Consider the following 17,713-nt stretch of genomic DNA (forward strand, 5'->3'; position numbering starts at 1 on the left):
TTGAATATACATGAAAATATACGTATGGCTATCTCTTCTATCTTTGCCCATAAAATGAGATCTATTTTAACGATGCTGGGAATTATTATTGGAATCAGTGCGATTATTACAATTCTCGCAACGGGGGATGGAAATACTGCAAAGATGCAAAAAGAGATTGAAGAGAGCCGCCATATGGATGAAATTAATATAGAGTATATCAACCCAGATTTTCCGCTGGAAATAGCGAAGATTACACCAGATATGGTAAAGCAATTAGAAGTAATACCAGGTGTAAAGGATGTGTACCCACATGTGAATATGGACGTAAAAGCATATGTAGGTTCAAAAGAAGCTTCTCTTAATTTAAATGTGGGAACAGGTAATTTTATGCAGGATCACAAACTACGAATGATACATGGGCGTGAGTTAACAGAGACTGAGCTGGAAAAACCAATTCCTGTTTTGATTATCAGTGAAGCTCTATTTAAAAAACTATATGATACATGGGAAAATGATTTATATATAGATATAAAAGGAAAACCATATAATATTGTCGGGGTGTACAAATATGATAATATATGGCAATCAAATGTGTATGCAGGATATACCTCGGTTGACAATGCACCGTTGATCTCAGGTGTTGAGGAATATAATGCAGTGACCATTAAGTTATCTTCTTCTAGCGAGCGAGAAATTGTAGGGAAACAAGCTGTATCTGTATTAAATGGATTGAAACCACCAGAATTTGAGCATCTATTTACAGTAGAGGATGAGACAAAAAACGATTTGGTCGTAGAAGAATCATTAGATACGATGAAAATGGTATTCACTGGTGTTGCTGGAATCTCTTTAATCGTAGGTGGTATTGGTGTGATGAATATCATGCTTGTATCTGTTACAGAGCGCACACGTGAAATAGGTGTTCGAAAAGCACTTGGTGCAACGAGAAGGGAAATATTAATGCAATTTCTTATTGAAGCTTGTATTTTAACAGCATTAGGTGGAGTAATTGGTTTTGTGTTAGGTATTTTCTTTGCTTGGGTATCGGCAATCGTAGGTGGATGGCCACTTGTTATTTCAGTAAATCTAGGTCTACTATCTGTTGGAATATCTATATTGATTGGCATTGTCTCTGGTATACTTCCAGCAAATAAAGCAGCTAAACTAGACCCAATTGATTGTCTACGATATGAATAATAGTTGTAGGTGAAAGATAAGATATTCTAGAAAAGAGTAAATACCCATATGGGTATTTACTCTTTTTGGAAATAAGGATTTTCATGGTATAAGCAAAAATCTAAACAATCTTAACTCTAATTTTATATAGATTTCTTGGCTGTAAATACTAAGAGGAGAGAGGAATATAAAATGAAAACAGTGCTAGAAGCAAAAAATATTAAAAAAGTATATGACACAGGTGGAAATACATTTGAAGCGTTAAAAGGGATTAACTTACAAGTACAAGAAGGAGAATTTGTTGGGATTATGGGCCCTTCTGGTTCAGGTAAGACAACTCTATTAAATGTTCTTTCAACAATTGATCATGTGACGAGTGGTGAGATTTTAATAGATGGAAAAGATATTGTAAAAATGAGTGATGATACGTTGGCATTATTTCGGCGCAATCATTTAGGTTTTATTTTTCAAGATTATAACTTATTAGATACGTTAACGGTCAAAGAAAATATCGCATTGCCTCTCGCTTTATCAAAGGTGAAGGTTAGTGAAATTGATCGGCTTGTTCTTGAAATCTCTAAGAAGTTTGGCATGGATCATATCTTAAGTCAATACCCATATCAAGTATCTGGGGGACAGAAACAACGCTGCGCAGCATCACGTGCCATGGTTACGAATCCGAGTATGATTTTTGGGGATGAGCCAACTGGGGCGCTTGACTCTAAATCAGCAACGGATTTATTAGAAAGTATGAAGTCATTAAATGAATATGATAACTCAACCATATTAATGGTAACGCATGATGCGTTTGCGGCAAGTTATTGTAAACGAGTGATTATGATTAAAGATGGTGAATTATATAAAGAATTACACCGTGGAGAATTAACACGTAAGCAATTCTTCCAACAAGTCATTGATGTAATGTCTTCCATTTCTGAAGATAAGGCTGATGATCTTATCTAATATGGCCATTTATAACATAATGTGTGATTAAAACAATGTATATTTTGTAGAAATAGTTTTTAGGAGGTTAAAATAAATGACTTTAATTGAAATCGTTCAACGAAATATAAGGCGAAATTTTAAGGAGTATATACTTTATTTTGTATCTTTAGCTTCGAGTATGCTGATTTATTTTATATTCGCGTCACTTCGATATAGTACGCAAATAAAAAAAGAAATGCTTAATAATGTAATGATTAATAGTGTTCTTCAGTCTTCAAAAGTGATACTCATTATTTTTATAGCCATATTTATTATTTACTCTACTAATTTTTTTATAAGAAAACGTAAAAAAGAGATAGGGTTATATTCTTTACTAGGTATTACTAAAAAACAAATTGGTACGATGTTATTTTGTGAAACATTAATAATGGGGGGCGTAGCTTTAATAGTTGGGATATTGATTGGCAGTATAAGTTTTAAGTTATTTTTAGAACTTCTAATGAGTTTGATGAAATTAAATGTGCCAATTACGTTCGAGTTATCTATAAAGGCCATAATAGACACAATTATTGTTTTTTTATCGATTCTATTATATACAGCTTGGAAAAACTCGCGCTTAATTTATCAATTTCCATTAATTGAAATGTTCCAAGCGAATCATAAAGGAGAGAGTATGCCAAAAGGATCTAAATATTTGGCATATATAGGTCTTATTTTAATTGGCTTTGGTTATGTTTTAGCATTCTTTTTTCGCGAAGTCGTAAAATTTGTGCAGAACCCTGAGGACCCTATGCGTCCGCTAATGGATCCTAAAATAATCCCGTTATGTATTTTGATTGCGATTGTTCTTGCAACCTACTGTCTATTCACGTCTTATACAGTTATTGTATTAAAGAAAATTAAAAGTAAGAGCAATATCTATTTTAACGGTATGAATATACTAAATATTTCACAGTTGTTATATCGAGTAAAAGGAAATGCCAAATTACTTGCGACTATTGCTATCTTAAGTGCCACAGCTTTAACGGCTGTTAGTACAGTTGTATCAGGATATTATGTAGGGCAATCTGAAACAAATGAAGATTTTATGCAACTGTATGGAGTTACATTATTTATTGGAAGCTTTTTAGGAATTATATTTGTACTAGCAACGGGTTCTATTATTTATTATAAACAACTATCTGAAGCACATGCTAATCAGAAATACTATGAGGTTCTTCGTAAGATAGGTGTTACGAAAAAAGAAGTAAGAAAGTCAATTTCTAACCAAGTTAGCTTTAGTTTTATTTCACCTATAATAGTCGGACTTACTCATAGCTTATTTGCTTTACCAATAATAAACAACATGCCTATATACAGTATTATGATTCCTATTTCCATTAGTTCTATTGCATATTGCATAATCTATTTTGGATATTATATATTAACTGTTAATTCGTATTTTAGAATTGTGTATAAATAATAAATTCTTTTGATATTGCGTAATAAAATTAGGAAATACAACCTATCAAGTTCTAAAGAATAATGAAATGAACAAAAGCCGATACCCTTAACGTGTAGGGAATCGGTTTTTTCTATATGGGGTACCGCCACATCGCTATCAAGCTAAGAAAACAAAATTCCTCCTAAAATGAAAAAATAAGCTATTCTTTCTGTAGAATCGTAGGAAAGGATGGCGTTTTTTAATTTTTATAGATACTTTGTGGTAACCTCAAGTAGGAGGATTTAGCACAGTCAAATAATAATATCTTTTGTCTAGAAAGGAGAATGTTTTTTGAAATATAAATTAAGAAAAAAATTAAGCGTGTTTTTTATAGGATTATTAGTACTAGTACTAATCGCTTCTATTTTCGTTTATTATAAGTTTTTAACACCTTCAGCAGATATTCAACAATACAAGGCATATTATGCTCCAAAAACAACACAAAAAGTATTGAATCACGGTGAGGTAAAGGTCACATTCTTAGGAACATCATCTTTACTATTTGATGATGGAAATACGCAATTAATGATTGATGGTTTTATTTCTAGGCCATCCTTACCCAAAATATTGTTCAGCAATATAAAAACAGATGAAGATACTGTGGATAAAATTTTTAATCAAATAGGGGCTGATAATAATAAACTTAAGGGATTATTTATTGCACATACACATTATGATCATGCGTTTGATTTAGCTTATATAGCTAAACGAACTGGAACACATGTATATGGTTCAGAGTCAGCAACTAACATAGGTATTAGTGGTGATATAAATAAGAACCAGATGTCTGTATATGAAGTAAATAAGGGTATGAAGTTTGGTGATTTTACTGTTACTGTCCTTCCAGCGAAACATTCACCAACCTTTGATGAAGGAGAAAAAATAAAAAAGCCACTTAAACAACCAGCTAAAGCCCTAGATTATCATGAAGACTCTTCATATGATTACTTGATTACGTATAATAATAAAACTTTTCTTGTTAAACCAAGTGCTAACTATATAGAAGGTGTATTAGATGATATTCGAGCTGATGTCCTGTTCTTAGGAATAGGGGGATTAGGAAAGCAGGAAAGAAATTTCCAAAATATGTATTACGAGCAAGCTGTACGAAAAGTACAACCGAAGCTTGTTATTCCAATACATTGGGACGATTTCACCAAACCATTGACAGATACACTTGAAGCAATGCCTAAATATGCGGACAATACTAAAAATGGATTAGATTTTATAATTCAAAGGACAAAAGCAGATAAAATTGATCTTCAAATACTACAAGGTGTTAGAAGTATTTACTTCTAAAAAAGGGACCCACCACACCTCTATCAAGTTAAGAAACATAAAAAACGATAATAATGAACTTCCGTGCTAAAAAAGCTACAAAATTTTCATTTAGGGACAAGCTGTTCTGTTAGCTTGATGGCGATGTGCCTGTACCCCTATATCATCTTTCAGATCTTTCGTTCGTTGTAATGAGCGATAAAATGTGGAAGGGGTAATTCTAATACGTTACGCAATTCTTTTACTGTTATTTTTGTTTGTACATTTTTCCATAAAGTAACTACAGTTTCTGATTTCAGCCCCTTTCGATTTCTAGATAATTTCCCCATACAAGTAATTTTGTTTTTAGGTGTTTATTTTCTATACGTAGCTATTCTAATTCACTGAGCTCTTTTGGTCTTTTTCCATAAGAATATTGTTTTCCTACAGGTTGTTGAAACTGATACGTTTGATCTGTACGATACCATTTCATCTATATCTTAATTTGGGAAACATTTTTAATTCCGAGTTTCTCTATAATGGTCCAATTGGAATACCCATCCTTTTTCATTTCAATCACTTTCCACTTTACTTCTTCGGGGTAATGAACTCTTATTTTTTCATGTACCACTATTCGGGTTCACTTCACTTTAACGGTAAGGCTTTTTTGTTTTATAAGCTTAATCCAAACCGTTTTAATTCAATAAAAATCCCCTCTAATTGCTTTCCTTTATCCGTTAATGTGTACTCTACACGAGGCGGAACTTCTGGATATACTTTTCTCGTTATAATGCCTTGAGATTCTAATTCCTTTAGTCGAAGCGATAATGTTTTTGGACTAATCCCATCCATTGATTTTTGTAAATCACTAAAGCGTAATGTTCCTTCGATAAGAAGATCACGAATGATTAAAAATGTCCATTTTGTACTAATTACATCAAGTGTTTTAGCGATAGGACAAGGTATGCCCGGTAAACCTTTCGTTAATTCAACTGGATCTATATTGCTCATGGAACTAGCCTCCATAAAATTTTTTTAGATGAATTTGCTTTATAGTATCACAAAACTATACTTTTGGTAACTATATGAAAAAAATATCACTACTTCCATAAAGGAAGTTAGTGCATATACAATAGCAATACGAAACAAAAAGGATTTATATAAGGAGGTGGTGATTTCCATGGGGATAAAAAAGTTACTTGGATTTCTTAGTTTGTTTGTTATTTGTATTGTGCTTGTAGCATGTGGTGTGGAACAAAAAACTGAAGTTCAGTTATTAAAAGAAATGCCAAAGCCAAAAGCAATGACAATTGATCCCTCACTAAGTAAAAAAGAAGCGACAGAAATGGTTCATGCGGCGCAGCGTTTTTATGCATTTTGGGATACAGGTAAGGAGGAACTTATTCCGCAGACTGTTACTAAAGATTTCTTCGATAATACATTGCCGAAAGGGCGACCACAAGGCATTGAAGGATTAAAGTTTGCAGCGCAAAATTTTCGTAAAGTTGTGCCTGATATACATTGCGAGATTGAAGACTTATTAGTTGTTGGTGATAAAGTAACGGCCCGTCTTTCTTTTACAGGAACGCATAATGGTAAGAAAATTAATTTTTTTGCAATTGATATTTTACATGTGAAAGACGGAAAGATAACAGACGATTGGCATTTAGAAGATAATCTTACACTACAGCAGCAACTCGGCTTAATAGCTGAAGAGTAGATCATATAGGGGAGAGAAAAACGATGAAAAATATATTTATTATAAATGGACATGAAAAATACGGTACAAAGGAAGGACGATTAAATAAAACGTTAGTAGATTATATGGTTACTGTATTAGGCGAGAATCATCATGTGAAAACAACAACGATTCAAGATGGTTACAATATTAAAGAAGAACAAGATAAATTTTTATGGGCCGATGTTGTTATTTATCAAACACCAATTTACTGGTTTAGTGTACCGGGCTTATTTAAAACGTATATGGATGAAGTATATGAATACGGTTTGTTCTTTAAAGGTGCAGATGAATATGGAACAGGTGGTTTATTAAAAGAGAAAGAGTATATGTTCTCTACAACTTGGAATGCACCTGAAAAAGCATTTGGAGATAAGAAGAAGTTCTTTGAAGGAGAAAGTTTAGAATCAGCGCTTAGTCATTTACACCGCGTGCAAAAGTTTCTCAGTATGAGTCCGTTAAAGAGTTTTGCTTGTTATGATGTGGTGAAGAATCCGGATATAGAGAAGTATTTATTGAACTTGAAAGATCACTTAGATGGAGTAATTAAATAATAGTATGTGAAGAAGGTACTGCTAAGGATGTAGTACCTTCTCCTTTTTTAATGACTCACATTTTAAGACATGGATGGCTGTATCCATAACTTCGCAAAATTTGCCCAACCGAATGAATCAATTGTTACGTTTTTTAAAGAAGAAGGGTATGTTTTTCTTTTTAGAACGTGATAGTTAAATAAAATGATGTGTTCTGCTTGTAAAAACTCTTCAATCTCATACATGAGTTCATAGCGCTTTTCTTTATTTTCTTCTAATAAAAATGTATCTAGTAAACAGTTAATTTGTTTTTCGTAGTGCGGGTCCATGAACCGATTTACGAAGCAACTTTTATTTTTAAATACATTTAAGAATGCAATTTCATGATTGGCAGCAAATACTTCTCCCATGAAAATAATATCAGCATGTTTATCAATAGAGCGATTCATATAATCTGAAACGGGAAATGGGTGAAGCTCTACTTGTATACCTAAACTTGCACATCGTTCTTTTAAGAAATATGCATCATTTGCACTATCTTTAAATGCGAAGAAGTAAATATGTATCGTTTCTCCATTATATGTACTCTTTTTCAAATACTCTTTTGCCTTTTCTAAAGAGTAGGATCTTCTTGTTGCAAGGCGGCTTCTATCAGGGAAAAAGCTTGATGCAGCAATTGTCCGTCTACCCTCTATGTTACGAAGTATCATTTCAACATCATATAGTTCTCTCCAAGCTTTTCGAAAGTAAATGTCGTGATGAGGACCAGGTTTTGTAAAGTTGAAGCTAGCATAAATACAACCTATTTCTTCTATTTGTATATCATGCCTTTCATTTTCCTCTTCGTTTGGTAGTTCATAATCAGCATCTATTTGCACATGGTCAGGAATACCCCAAAATTCAATACGGTCTAATAATGCGCGCTCTTTAAAATAATGGGTGAACGCTTCGAGTACGATATTATCTTCAGAGTAATGAGCAAGTTTGAAAGGTCCAGTACCTATATAATGATGATTTTGAATACTCGTATCACGCGGTAAAATTGCGAGCTGCATTGAACTTACATAGTGTAAGAAAAATAAATTTGGTTTTGCTAAATGGAATCGAATTTGCAGTGGTGATGGTGTTTCAATTTGAACAATTTCTTCTGTTAACCATTCGAAAGGGGATTGAACTTGCTTTAGTCTTTCAAATGAAAACTGTACATCTTTAGAAGTTAAAATTGATTCATTGTGAAAATATATATCTTTTCGTAAATAAAAGGTCCACGTAAGTCCATCTTCACTTAATTCCCATGTATGCGCAATGTGAGGCTCCATTTTTTCAGTAACATCGTTATAGACAACTAACGTATCAAAAATTTGACTCGTAAGATGACTCTCTGTAGTTACAGCCACAAAAGCTGGATCTAATGGGAATATCTTTCTCGATATAGGAATCTTTAATACGTCGTACATATCATTTGAGGGTTCGTATCCAAAATGATGATGTAGTTTATTTTCTATCTTTTTTTGAAGTGCGAGGGGGAGGGGTTCTTTTAAAAGAAGAAAGATATCTTTTAATTTTTCTTGGGCTAACAGTTCATCTGTATAGGACTCAATCGCTTCTACGAAATTATGTATAAATAGAATTTCCGTTTTATTTCCGCGGCCTCGCCCTGGAGTCCAGCTAATTAATTGCTCCTCGCTCATTTTCTTTAATAAAATCTTTACGTTTTTCGTACTGCAATATAAAACATCCGCTAATTCTTGTAAGCTATTTCGCATATGTTGTTGATCTTGTGCATGTAGTCTTAGTCTAATGTAATAGTCCATAATTTTCATATATACACTTCCTTCTATCATAAAAGGGGAAACTCTTTAGAATATTCTAACCTTTTTCTTCCTTTTTTTCAAAGTAAAATAAGTAAGCATAAGGAGGGGAAACAATGGGATTTTGGAGTATGCATCGAAATATAAAAATTAGAATTATAACATCGTTTTTAACACGTACTGTGTCTACGATGATTTTTCCATTTATGGCGATTTATTTTTCCGTAAAGTTAGGTAGTGCGATTGCTGGTGCGTTACTACTTATTAATGTCATAGCTTCATTAGTAATTGGTTTATACGGTGGATATGTTGGAGACCGGCTTGGGCGTAAAAAGGTTATGATTATCGGTCAAAGTATACAAGTCATTTCCATTGCTTGTATGGGAGTTGCGAATTCGGATTACGTTGACTCACCATGGCTAACATTTGTGTTTATGTTAGTGAATAGTTTAGGGTCTGGACTTATGAATCCTGCGACAGAGGCGATGTTAATTGATGTGAGTACACCTGAAAATCGAAAAGTGATGTACAGCATTAATTACTGGGCTATTAACTTATCCATTGCAATTGGAGCGATATTTGGTGGATTACTATTTGAAAACTATAGATTACAATTGTTTATCGTATTAACGCTTGTTGCCATTATGACTTTATATGTGATGGCTGTGTATATGGAAGAAGTGTATGTAGCACGAAAAACGATGGAGAAGAAAAATGTATTAAAAGATATGGCAGATAGTTATAAAGTCGTGATGAAAGATAAAGCATTTTTAATTTTTTGTGCAGCGAGTATATGTACATTATCGTTAGAGTTTCAAATTAATAATTATTTAGGTGTTCGCTTGCAGAAGGAATTTGAAACGGTGCACTTTTTATTCGGGAATGGTTTTACGTTTGATTTAACAGGGATTCGCATGTTGAGCTGGATTTCTGCAGAGAATACAATTTTAGTTGTGTTATGTTCAGCACTTCTTATTAAAATGCTGAAAAGCTTCAACGATTTGAAAATTTTATATGTAGGCTTATTTATTTACACGATTGGATTTGCAATACTCGGAACGAGCAATAGCTTATGGATTTTATTAATTGCAGGGCTTTTCCAAACGGTAGGCGAGATGATGTATGTGCCAGTGCGTCAATCTATTATGGCAGATATGGTGCCAAATGAGGCGAGAGGTTCATATATGGCGATTAACGGAATGGTCTTTCAAGTTGCAAAAATGAACGGGGCATTAGGTGTTATGCTAGGTTCATTTATTGCATCTTGGGGTATGAGTGCTCTGTACTTTATCGTTGGTATGAGCAGTATTTTATTATTTATGAAGGCGATAGGGAAAGAGAAGTATGAGGGGGAGGTTTCTCAGATTGGATAAAACGATATGAAAAGCGATGCTAGAAATCGCTTTTCATATGGCTTTTAAAACGGATCAACTTCAGCTAAATCAGGATTGCTATTTGGGTTTGTTAATAAGACTTTCAGCTCACCTACTTCAGAGAGCGCAACGAGGATATAACCACTAATAAGGATGACGAGTCCGATGACCCTTAATGTTTGCAGTGTAATATCACGGCTATTGTTTTCGGAGTTGTCTTGGGGAGTTGAAGGTGGATTGTTATTCATAAATAGGGCTCCCATCTTTTGTATTTATATATGTGCGAAATCATTATTTAACTTATGGATAGGAATTATATAGTCATTTTCACTATATGAGAAATGCCTATGAAAAGTGATAAGGAATTTTTGGGCGAGAAAAGGGGGGAATCCAAAAGATTATTAAAACTGAACTTTTGGATTCCCCTCTTTTTATTTATCTTGCTATTTGTGGTGGTCGGTTTTCCTGTAAACGACCAGTTGGTGAGGGCTAATGAATCAGTGGGGGGATGAATAAAACCCCACTGATTCATTATTTTCATGTAAATAAAAGGAGGTTAGTTAACCAAAGTAGTTATCCCAATATACGCAACGATTCTTCAATAAACGCCGGGATGTCTTCCGGTTGTCTACTTGTTACTAGCTGATTTTGACATACGACAACCTCTTTGTCATGAAAGTTCCCGCCGGCATTTTTTAAATCGACTTCAATAGATTTATATCCAGTTACATCGCGTCCTTCAAGTGTTTGTGCAGTGATGAGTAGCTGAGGTCCGTGACAAATAGCGAAAACAGGTTTTTCCGCATCCATAAATGCTTTACTAAAGCGAACAAAACGTTCATCGGCACGAAGTATATCTGGAGAAAATCCACCCGGTATGAAGAGGGCATCAAAGTTCTCTGGAGAAACATCATCAATACTTTTATCAATCACGACTTCACTTTTTCCTTGCTTACCGTGTACCGTTTTCCCTTTTTCCATTTCAATAGTTGTGAATTCATATCCCTTTTGTTTAAAAGCTTCTACTGGCTCTGTGTATTCTGTATCCTCGAAGTAATCCGTTATTAAAATAGCAATTTTTTTACTCATTCTAATCCGCTCCTTATATTATATTATCGGTTCCAGAATCTTCCTTTGGCAATGCCTTCTATAAATGATTCAATTGAAGTATTTGTTAAGTTGTAAACTCCTGCTCCATCCAGTTTAATCTTACTATGGTCCAAAGCATGAGGATTACTAAGGACATGAGCTATCGGTTTAAAATGTTTAAAAGTAGTTTCTGCAAATTCTAAAACAGGAGGTTGAATGACAGACTCACTACTAAACACTAATACTGCATCAAAAAGGGAGGAGTCTGTTGTTGTATAAGTATCAGTTACTTTAATGGAATCATTGAACTGATAAATTTTATTATCTATGAGACTATAGTTAATTCGGTGTTGTACAAAAGCTTGAATCCATTCGGACAGAAGTGAGACGCTTGGGTCACCATTTAATAGAATTGAAACATTTTTGGAATCAGATTTAAAAATAGTATTGGACATACTTAGTGCAGGTGATTTTGCATCTGAATTTACTTCGTGATTTTCCTTAGGTAAAGGAGCTCCAATAATGTTAGCGACTTCTTGTGCTAATTGACGATCGACGTGGTTTAAGAGAGCAATTACATTTGCCTTCACCATGTCTGATTTACACTTCCCAACTTCAAAGCAAAAAGCTTCTTTTATGTGCTGCTTTTCAATAGGGCTCATACTATTGTAGAAAAGTTTAGCCTGAGAATAAAAGTTAAGAAAGCTTTTACTGCGACCTCTAATTTTATGCCCATCAATCTTTTCTTGATAATGTTCATATCCTCCTTGTTCGGCTTGGACGGTTGCAGGTTGATTGTTATTTAATCCATTAGGATGATAGCTTGTTTGACCGCGATGAATCTGCATTTGATGCATACCATCACGTTGATTATTATGAAAAGGACATACAGGCTGATTAATAGGAATTTGATGGAAATTAGGGCCCCCTAAACGAGATAATTGTGTATCTGTATAGGAGAATAATCTTCCTTGCAGAAGAGGGTCATTTGAAAAATCAATACCTGGTACGACATGACCAGGGTGAAAAGCTACCTGCTCTGTTTCAGCAAAGAAGTTATCAACATTTTTGTTCAGTGTCATTTTACCAACTAATTTTACGGGAACTTCTTCTTCTGGCCATAATTTCGTTGGATCTAAAATATCAAAATCAAATTTATGTTCATCTTCTTCTGGAATTAGCTGTAATCCAAGCTCCCATTCAGGATAATCCCCTTTTTCAATTGCTTCGTATAAATCTTGACGATGAAAATCAGGATTTTTCCCGGCAATCTTTTGAGCTTCATCCCATACTAATGAATGAACCCCAAGGGTAGGTTTCCAGTGAAACTTTACGAAATGGGCTTTTCCTTCTGCGTTAATGAGTCGAAATGTGTGAACTCCAAAACCTTCCATCATTCGTAAACTACGCGGAATAGCTCGGTCGCTCATTTGCCACATGACCATATGAGTGGACTCAGGATTATGCGCAACAAAGTCCCAAAAGGTATCATGAGCGCTAGCTCCTTGAGGAATATCATTATGTGGTTCTGGTTTAACTGCATGGACAAAATCAGGAAATTTAATAGCATCTTGGATAAAGAATACTGGCATATTATTACCCACTAAATCATAGTTTCCTTCATCTGTATAAAATTTTGTGGCGAATCCGCGTACATCTCTTACTGTGTCGTTGGATCCTTTAGAACCTTGAACGGTTGAGAACCGTACAAATACAGGTGTTTTCTTTGAAGGATTAGTAAGAAAATCTGCTTTCGTATATGTTTCTAAAGATTCATAAAGCTGAAAATAACCATGAGCGCCAACCCCGCGTGCATGAACAATCCTTTCGGGAATTCGTTCGTGATCAAAATGGGTCATTTTCTCACGAAAGTGAAAATCCTCCATTAAGGTTGGGCCTCTTAAGCCCATCTTTAAAGAAAATTCATCTTCAGCTATTTTTACCCCTTGATTTGTTGTTAAAGCATGTTTGCATTGATTGTCAGTAACGTGATGCTTCAATTGTTCCGTTTTTTTATTCACAATATAGGCCCCTCCTTTACTCTGTTAATTAATAGATACCCTTTTTATTAGGTCGTAAACATGTATTATCGTTTTTGTATGTAAAAATAATAAAATATCGGTTGTTTCAGTGATTCTTGTTTTAGGAAGCAAAATAAAAAAGCCAAGGATAATTTATTTTCTCCTTGGCGTTTAAGATATTTCTTTTCGTTAAAACGAAGAAACGCGTTGCTTCGTTTTTGGTACAATAATAAATTTGATCCAGAGTAACCCGACAATCATAATGATAAGGCTATGTAAAAATTGACCTGTAGCAATGAGTATAACACTCGAAAATACAATGAGTTGAATACTTAGCAATATAAAGATTAAGCTAAGAAATTGTTTCATTCTTTCTTCAGTATGGATTGGATATAATGCTACAATAATATTTCCCGAAAAATATTTCCATAGTGAACGAAGCTGCATAGAGATCATATATAAAACGATGTAAGCGATAGCGCCTTTTACGTATATATTTGGTATGAAATATAAGGCGAAAGCACCGATCAATCCTAAGCGAATATATATACCGAAATAATCATTTCCACGTAAAAATGCTAGTGTATGTAAGTAGAAGAAAGTTGCTCGTTTTTTATGTAATAAAGGTTCAATCCAATTTGTAAGCCATTTTCTTTTATTTACTTGTTTATTCAGTTGCGGAACATCTGTGAAAATGTTAGCAAATTGATAAAAACGAACGTTCATTTTTTCTTCTTGCTCAATTATGTAATCCCACGGTATTCGTTTTGTAGGCTGTTTTTTCGTATATAGAAGTAGGAAAGCAAGTAGTAAGAGTAGTCCGCCCAATATGAGAACATTTGCGGAATAAAACAGCATGTAAATGATTAGGGCGTTACAAGTAATACGAATGATCAGCCATATATTTTTTTCGTGACTATCACGCCACATCCAATGTATGTACATGTTCCAGGCTTTCGTAATCATTAACACGATAAAGATTGTACATAAAAAAGGTACAGTTAATTGTAATGATTGCATAGTAAGTGGAACGAGAATAAGGAACGTAAATAACAATGGGAAAAGCTGAATGATGTAATTGTATAGAAGAGATTTTTTGAAATAAGATGTTAATTTCTCTTCTAGTGCTAGTAAATAGACAGCATCAGGTTTTTGAATAAATGTACGGATAGGGCATCTCGTTATAAGGAATGTAAGTACAATCGTTATAATTATTAAAGATATTCCTTTAGAAGGAGATGCTTTTAGAAACTGAGCATAATAATATGCGCCAACGCATGAAATAAAGATAAAGCTATATAGTAAACCGTTAATCATACGTGCAAAGTATGTAATGATATTTTGAATATGTTGTTGGAAGCGACTGCTCCATAGCGATTCGATTGACATGTTTTTCACCTCTTTGTTCTATTATATATGTTTTACAAAAGAAAAAACGAGCAAATTGCGTTATGCAACTTGCCCGTTTTTCTTTTCGTTATTTTTTTTCTGATCACGATTCATTAATGGATAGAAAGCAAATCCAATTACGAATAAACCAATTCCGAGAAGGAACGTTTTTATATCGGATGCGCCAGTTTTAATAACCCATAGTGCGTAGCAAAGTGCGATAACTGCGACTATGCCATCTGTAATTCTTGCCCGCATTTCATTTTTATATGTTTCACCAGTTGCGACTAGTTTTAACTGGAAGATTGGTGAAACGAGATATGGAATGAGGTAGGCCAGTGTTGATACGGTAATAACGAATGTATAAGCTTCCGCAATGGTTCCTGATAATGTTGAGAATAGGAATACTTGCGACATAATGTTTGTTAATCGTAATGAGTAAATTGGACTTCCTTTTTTATTTGTTTTCGTGAAGAAGGAAGGGAAGAAACCTTCTTTTGCTGCTTGATAAGGTACTTCTGAGCTTAATAAAATCCAGCCTAAGATAGAACCGAACAGGGAAGTAAGAGCAAGTAATGCCATCAGTTTCCCGCCGCCATGACCCATTGCAGCATTTAGTGCATCTGCTAATGGACGTTCAGAAGCTTGTAATTTATCAACGTGAAGTACACCCATTGTTAAAATTGTGATTCCTAAGTAAATCGCAACTGTAATAAGTAATCCCGCAACTGTTGCACGTTTTACCGTTTTTGGAGAAACAGCACGGTTTGATAAAAGAACGGCTGATTCAATTCCGATAAACGCCCAAAGCGTTGTAAGAGCAGCTAAATTTACTTGTGAAAGAAGACCATGTGATGCACCTGATTTATCAATCATCGGTGTGTACCATTGTCCAAACTTAGAAGCTTCGAATGCAAATAACGTAACGACGATGAATAAAAGGAATCCAGTTACTTTCGTTGTTGTTGCTAAGAAGTTTAGTTTTCCAGCTCCGCTTACACCGTTTGTTAATATAATATGAGTTCCCCAAAGTAAGATGGAACAAATCGTAAATGTAATTAGTTTTCCGACTTCTACGTTAAACGAGCCGATTGAAAATAGTAGTCGCGTATCTTTCATAATTGGGAAGAAGAGTGATAAATATCCCGCAAATGATGTAATGATGGCAACGTTACTTGCCCAGTTTGCAACCCAATATCCCCATACCATACTGAAGCCAGCCATTTTTTTCTTTTTTGGTGTTGAGAATAAAGCATATGCATGACTTTGTGGCCCTGTCGTTAAATCAGGACGACGAATTGCTAAATTACCGAAAACAAGAGCTAGCATTAAAACACCAAACCCTGTAGTTAACCAAGCTAAAGTGACACCGAGTGGGCTTGCTGTTTGTGCCAACGTACTTGGTACCATGAAAATACCAGCGCCAACCATGTTACCGACAACGAAAGCTGTTAGTACCCAAAAGCCCCATTTTTTTTGTTGCATAGAAAAATACCTCCAAAGTTAGTATAACCAAGTCAAGCGAGGAGATATGTATGTCTTCCTGAGTCAGGAAGAGAAGTCCCAAACAAAACAAAAAAAGCACGTAATCTGCCGCTACATGCTTTCTATCTTATAAGAAACCCACGACATACCTCTCGATAGCTCTCCACAAACGAAACGTTTGTGACAGTTCTGCACTTATTAAATGCAGACCCAGCAAGCGTGCATGGTGGACACGACTTACTTCGGCAACCATTCCTTTCTCATTCCTTCATCAATGCCACTACATCTCCTGAAATGATACTCTTAATGATTGCAACCTCTACCTCACCGAGATACGAATGAGGATTTAAATATTAAATTAACGTCTTTAAGAGTAACAAATGAATTTTTATACGTCAATGGATATAGTAATAATCAGATTATAGAGAAGAGTTTGTGATTAAAAGTAAGAGGGATTGTTATTTGATATTTGAATTTTCGTAATATAATACATGTTATTAGCGCTAGATGATTGAAAAGGGGATGAAGTAAATGTCTGTATGTCATAAACATTCAGTAATAGGTGTGCTAGATTCGGGTGTTGGGGGATTAACAGTTGCGAGCGAAATTATAAGACAATTGCCTAAAGAAAGCATTTATTATATTGGTGATAATAAGCGTTGTCCGTATGGGCCAAGAAGTGTAGAGGAGGTGCAATCTTTCGTATTTGAAATGGTTGAGTTCCTCAAACAGTTTCCATTAAAAGCGCTAGTCGTAGCATGTAATACTGCTGCAGCTGCTGCATTGAATGCGCTGCAAGAAGCACTTTCCATTCCAGTTATTGGCGTTATACATCCAGGAGCAAGAGCGGCAATTAAAGTTACAAAGAAAGGGGAAATCGGGGTAATTGGAACTGTAGGTACGATAAAATCTAATATGTATGAAAAAGCATTACACGAGCTGGATACATATTTGGAAGTGCATAGCTATGCTTGCCCGACTTTAGCCACAGTTGTAGAAAATCAATTAGAAGATACAGCATATGTCACGCAGCAAGTGAAACAAGCTTTACTTCCATTAACGAAAGAAGATATAGATACGTTAATTCTTGGATGTACGCATTATCCACTTTTAGAGTCCTATATAAAAAAGGAACTAGGAGAAGACATAACGATTATTAGTTCGGCAGAAGAAACAGCTATAGAGTTAAGTACCATTTTACAGCACAAAGGAATTTTGTCTGACAATCTGAATCCGAAGCATCGCTTTTTTACAACGGGATCTGTTTTATCATTTGAACATATCGCTGAGCGATGGCTAGGGTATCAAATTTCTGTAGAATATGTACATTTGCCTATGAAAAATGCGTGTATACATAATTAAGATTTAGTAAATTACTTTTTTTAATAAATGAGGTTCGTTTCATAAGAAGGAAAGAATAAGCTTTTAATT

The 17,713-nt window shown here is 34.6% G+C and carries 16 protein-coding genes, 1 pseudogene and 1 riboswitch; of the genes and pseudogenes, 9 read left to right on the plus strand and 8 right to left on the minus strand.

The genetic code is table 11. From position 1 onward, the window contains the following. From NST27_RS04315 to NST27_RS04330, 4 genes are all read left to right on the plus strand, one after another. Positions 1-1,179, plus strand: coding sequence for an ABC transporter permease (locus NST27_RS04315; protein ID WP_001020777.1), 1,179 nt, complete (start codon positions 1-3; stop codon positions 1,177-1,179). Between the two features lie 171 nt (positions 1,180-1,350). Continuing rightward, positions 1,351-2,121, plus strand: coding sequence for an ABC transporter ATP-binding protein (locus tag NST27_RS04320; protein WP_000859668.1), 771 nt, complete (start codon positions 1,351-1,353; stop codon positions 2,119-2,121). 76 nt (positions 2,122-2,197) lie between these two features. Further along, positions 2,198-3,565: an FtsX-like permease family protein gene (locus NST27_RS04325; protein ID WP_000172531.1), complete on the plus strand. Its 1,368-nt coding sequence runs from the start codon at positions 2,198-2,200 to the stop codon at positions 3,563-3,565. A 312-nt stretch (positions 3,566-3,877) separates the two neighbouring features. Beyond that, on the plus strand, positions 3,878-4,885 hold the full coding sequence (locus NST27_RS04330; RefSeq protein ID WP_047385663.1) for an MBL fold metallo-hydrolase: 1,008 nt from the start codon (positions 3,878-3,880) through the stop codon (positions 4,883-4,885). A 138-nt stretch (positions 4,886-5,023) separates the two neighbouring features. On the opposite strand, the pseudogene NST27_RS04335 reads toward NST27_RS04330, so the two are convergent. Next, positions 5,024-5,414, minus strand: a pseudogene (locus NST27_RS04335) (IS3-like element ISBt2 family transposase); the annotation flags it as partial. Positions 5,415-5,515: 101 nt separating this feature from the next. After that, the gene (locus tag NST27_RS04340) at positions 5,516-5,854 is read right to left on the minus strand and encodes a winged helix-turn-helix transcriptional regulator (protein ID WP_000065115.1); all 339 of its coding nucleotides are present in this window, start codon (positions 5,852-5,854) and stop codon (positions 5,516-5,518) included. Between the two features lie 169 nt (positions 5,855-6,023). Here NST27_RS04340 and NST27_RS04345 point away from each other — a divergent pair, with 169 nt between their 5' ends. Together NST27_RS04345 and NST27_RS04350 are read left to right on the plus strand one after the other, a co-directional pair. Continuing rightward, positions 6,024-6,563 (plus strand): ester cyclase, encoded by a 540-nt coding sequence (locus NST27_RS04345; RefSeq protein ID WP_000511572.1) that lies wholly within the window; start codon positions 6,024-6,026, stop codon positions 6,561-6,563. A 23-nt stretch (positions 6,564-6,586) separates the two neighbouring features. Next, on the plus strand, positions 6,587-7,135 hold the full coding sequence (locus NST27_RS04350) for an NAD(P)H-dependent oxidoreductase (RefSeq protein ID WP_000789177.1): 549 nt from the start codon (positions 6,587-6,589) through the stop codon (positions 7,133-7,135). A gap of 62 nt (positions 7,136-7,197) precedes the next feature. On the opposite strand, the gene NST27_RS04355 is transcribed toward NST27_RS04350, so the two are convergent. Continuing rightward, positions 7,198-8,958, minus strand: coding sequence for an SgrR family transcriptional regulator (locus NST27_RS04355; RefSeq protein ID WP_000569519.1), 1,761 nt, complete (start codon positions 8,956-8,958; stop codon positions 7,198-7,200). An 83-nt stretch (positions 8,959-9,041) separates the two neighbouring features. Here NST27_RS04355 and NST27_RS04360 point away from each other — a divergent pair, with 83 nt between their 5' ends. Continuing rightward, positions 9,042-10,298 carry an MDR family MFS transporter gene (locus tag NST27_RS04360; protein WP_000508237.1) on the plus strand — a complete coding sequence of 419 codons (1,257 nt, stop codon included), beginning with the start codon at positions 9,042-9,044 and terminating at the stop codon, positions 10,296-10,298. A gap of 44 nt (positions 10,299-10,342) precedes the next feature. On the opposite strand, the gene NST27_RS04365 is transcribed toward NST27_RS04360, so the two are convergent. Then, positions 10,343-10,546, minus strand: coding sequence for a hypothetical protein (locus NST27_RS04365; RefSeq protein WP_001063870.1), 204 nt, complete (start codon positions 10,544-10,546; stop codon positions 10,343-10,345). A gap of 99 nt (positions 10,547-10,645) precedes the next feature. Between NST27_RS04365 and NST27_RS04370 the strand changes: the two genes are divergently transcribed. Further along, positions 10,646-10,810 (plus strand): hypothetical protein, encoded by a 165-nt coding sequence (locus NST27_RS04370; protein ID WP_163115714.1) that lies wholly within the window; start codon positions 10,646-10,648, stop codon positions 10,808-10,810. Positions 10,811-10,871: 61 nt separating this feature from the next. On the opposite strand, the gene NST27_RS04375 is transcribed toward NST27_RS04370, so the two are convergent. From NST27_RS04375 to NST27_RS04390, 4 genes are all read right to left on the minus strand, one after another. Beyond that, positions 10,872-11,387, minus strand: a complete 516-nt coding sequence (locus NST27_RS04375) for a type 1 glutamine amidotransferase domain-containing protein (RefSeq protein ID WP_000037532.1) — start codon at positions 11,385-11,387, stop codon at positions 10,872-10,874. A 23-nt stretch (positions 11,388-11,410) separates the two neighbouring features. After that, positions 11,411-13,408 (minus strand): catalase, encoded by a 1,998-nt coding sequence (locus NST27_RS04380; RefSeq protein ID WP_047385665.1) that lies wholly within the window; start codon positions 13,406-13,408, stop codon positions 11,411-11,413. A 189-nt stretch (positions 13,409-13,597) separates the two neighbouring features. Beyond that, positions 13,598-14,797: an ABC transporter permease gene (locus NST27_RS04385; RefSeq protein ID WP_000021377.1), complete on the minus strand. Its 1,200-nt coding sequence runs from the start codon at positions 14,795-14,797 to the stop codon at positions 13,598-13,600. Between the two features lie 60 nt (positions 14,798-14,857). After that, on the minus strand, positions 14,858-16,282 hold the full coding sequence (locus tag NST27_RS04390; protein ID WP_001186301.1) for an amino acid permease: 1,425 nt from the start codon (positions 16,280-16,282) through the stop codon (positions 14,858-14,860). Positions 16,283-16,430: 148 nt separating this feature from the next. Then, positions 16,431-16,612: riboswitch (Lysine riboswitch) on the minus strand. Positions 16,613-16,813: 201 nt separating this feature from the next. On the opposite strand from NST27_RS04390, the gene racE reads away from it, so the two are divergent. Further along, a complete protein-coding gene (racE, locus tag NST27_RS04395) occupies positions 16,814-17,644 on the plus strand; it encodes a glutamate racemase (protein WP_000109670.1) in 831 nt (276 codons plus the stop codon). Positions 17,645-17,713 lie beyond the last annotated feature (69 nt).

It is taken from the genome of Bacillus sp. FSL W8-0770, from assembly GCF_038008705.1.
Taxonomy (GTDB): Bacteria; Bacillota; Bacilli; order Bacillales; family Bacillaceae_G; genus Bacillus_A; species Bacillus_A cereus.

What these genes read in the sequence shown, in the direction of transcription:
- NST27_RS04320 (WP_000859668.1), top strand. Translation starts at nt 1,351, where the DNA reads ATGAAAACAGTGCTAGAAGCAAAAAATATTAAAAAAGTATATGACACA.
- NST27_RS04325 (WP_000172531.1), top strand. Translation starts at nt 2,198, where the DNA reads ATGACTTTAATTGAAATCGTTCAACGAAATATAAGGCGAAATTTTAAG.
- NST27_RS04340 (WP_000065115.1), bottom strand. Translation starts at nt 5,854, where the DNA reads ATGAGCAATATAGATCCAGTTGAATTAACGAAAGGTTTACCGGGCATA.
- NST27_RS04345 (WP_000511572.1), top strand. Translation starts at nt 6,024, where the DNA reads ATGGGGATAAAAAAGTTACTTGGATTTCTTAGTTTGTTTGTTATTTGT.
- NST27_RS04350 (WP_000789177.1), top strand. Translation starts at nt 6,587, where the DNA reads ATGAAAAATATATTTATTATAAATGGACATGAAAAATACGGTACAAAG.
- NST27_RS04355 (WP_000569519.1), bottom strand. Translation starts at nt 8,958, where the DNA reads ATGATAGAAGGAAGTGTATATATGAAAATTATGGACTATTACATTAGA.
- NST27_RS04360 (WP_000508237.1), top strand. Translation starts at nt 9,042, where the DNA reads ATGGGATTTTGGAGTATGCATCGAAATATAAAAATTAGAATTATAACA.
- NST27_RS04365 (WP_001063870.1), bottom strand. Translation starts at nt 10,546, where the DNA reads ATGAATAACAATCCACCTTCAACTCCCCAAGACAACTCCGAAAACAAT.
- NST27_RS04370 (WP_163115714.1), top strand. Translation starts at nt 10,646, where the DNA reads ATGAAAAGTGATAAGGAATTTTTGGGCGAGAAAAGGGGGGAATCCAAA.
- NST27_RS04375 (WP_000037532.1), bottom strand. Translation starts at nt 11,387, where the DNA reads ATGAGTAAAAAAATTGCTATTTTAATAACGGATTACTTCGAGGATACA.
- NST27_RS04385 (WP_000021377.1), bottom strand. Translation starts at nt 14,797, where the DNA reads ATGTCAATCGAATCGCTATGGAGCAGTCGCTTCCAACAACATATTCAA.
- NST27_RS04390 (WP_001186301.1), bottom strand. Translation starts at nt 16,282, where the DNA reads ATGCAACAAAAAAAATGGGGCTTTTGGGTACTAACAGCTTTCGTTGTC.
- racE (WP_000109670.1), top strand. Translation starts at nt 16,814, where the DNA reads ATGTCTGTATGTCATAAACATTCAGTAATAGGTGTGCTAGATTCGGGT.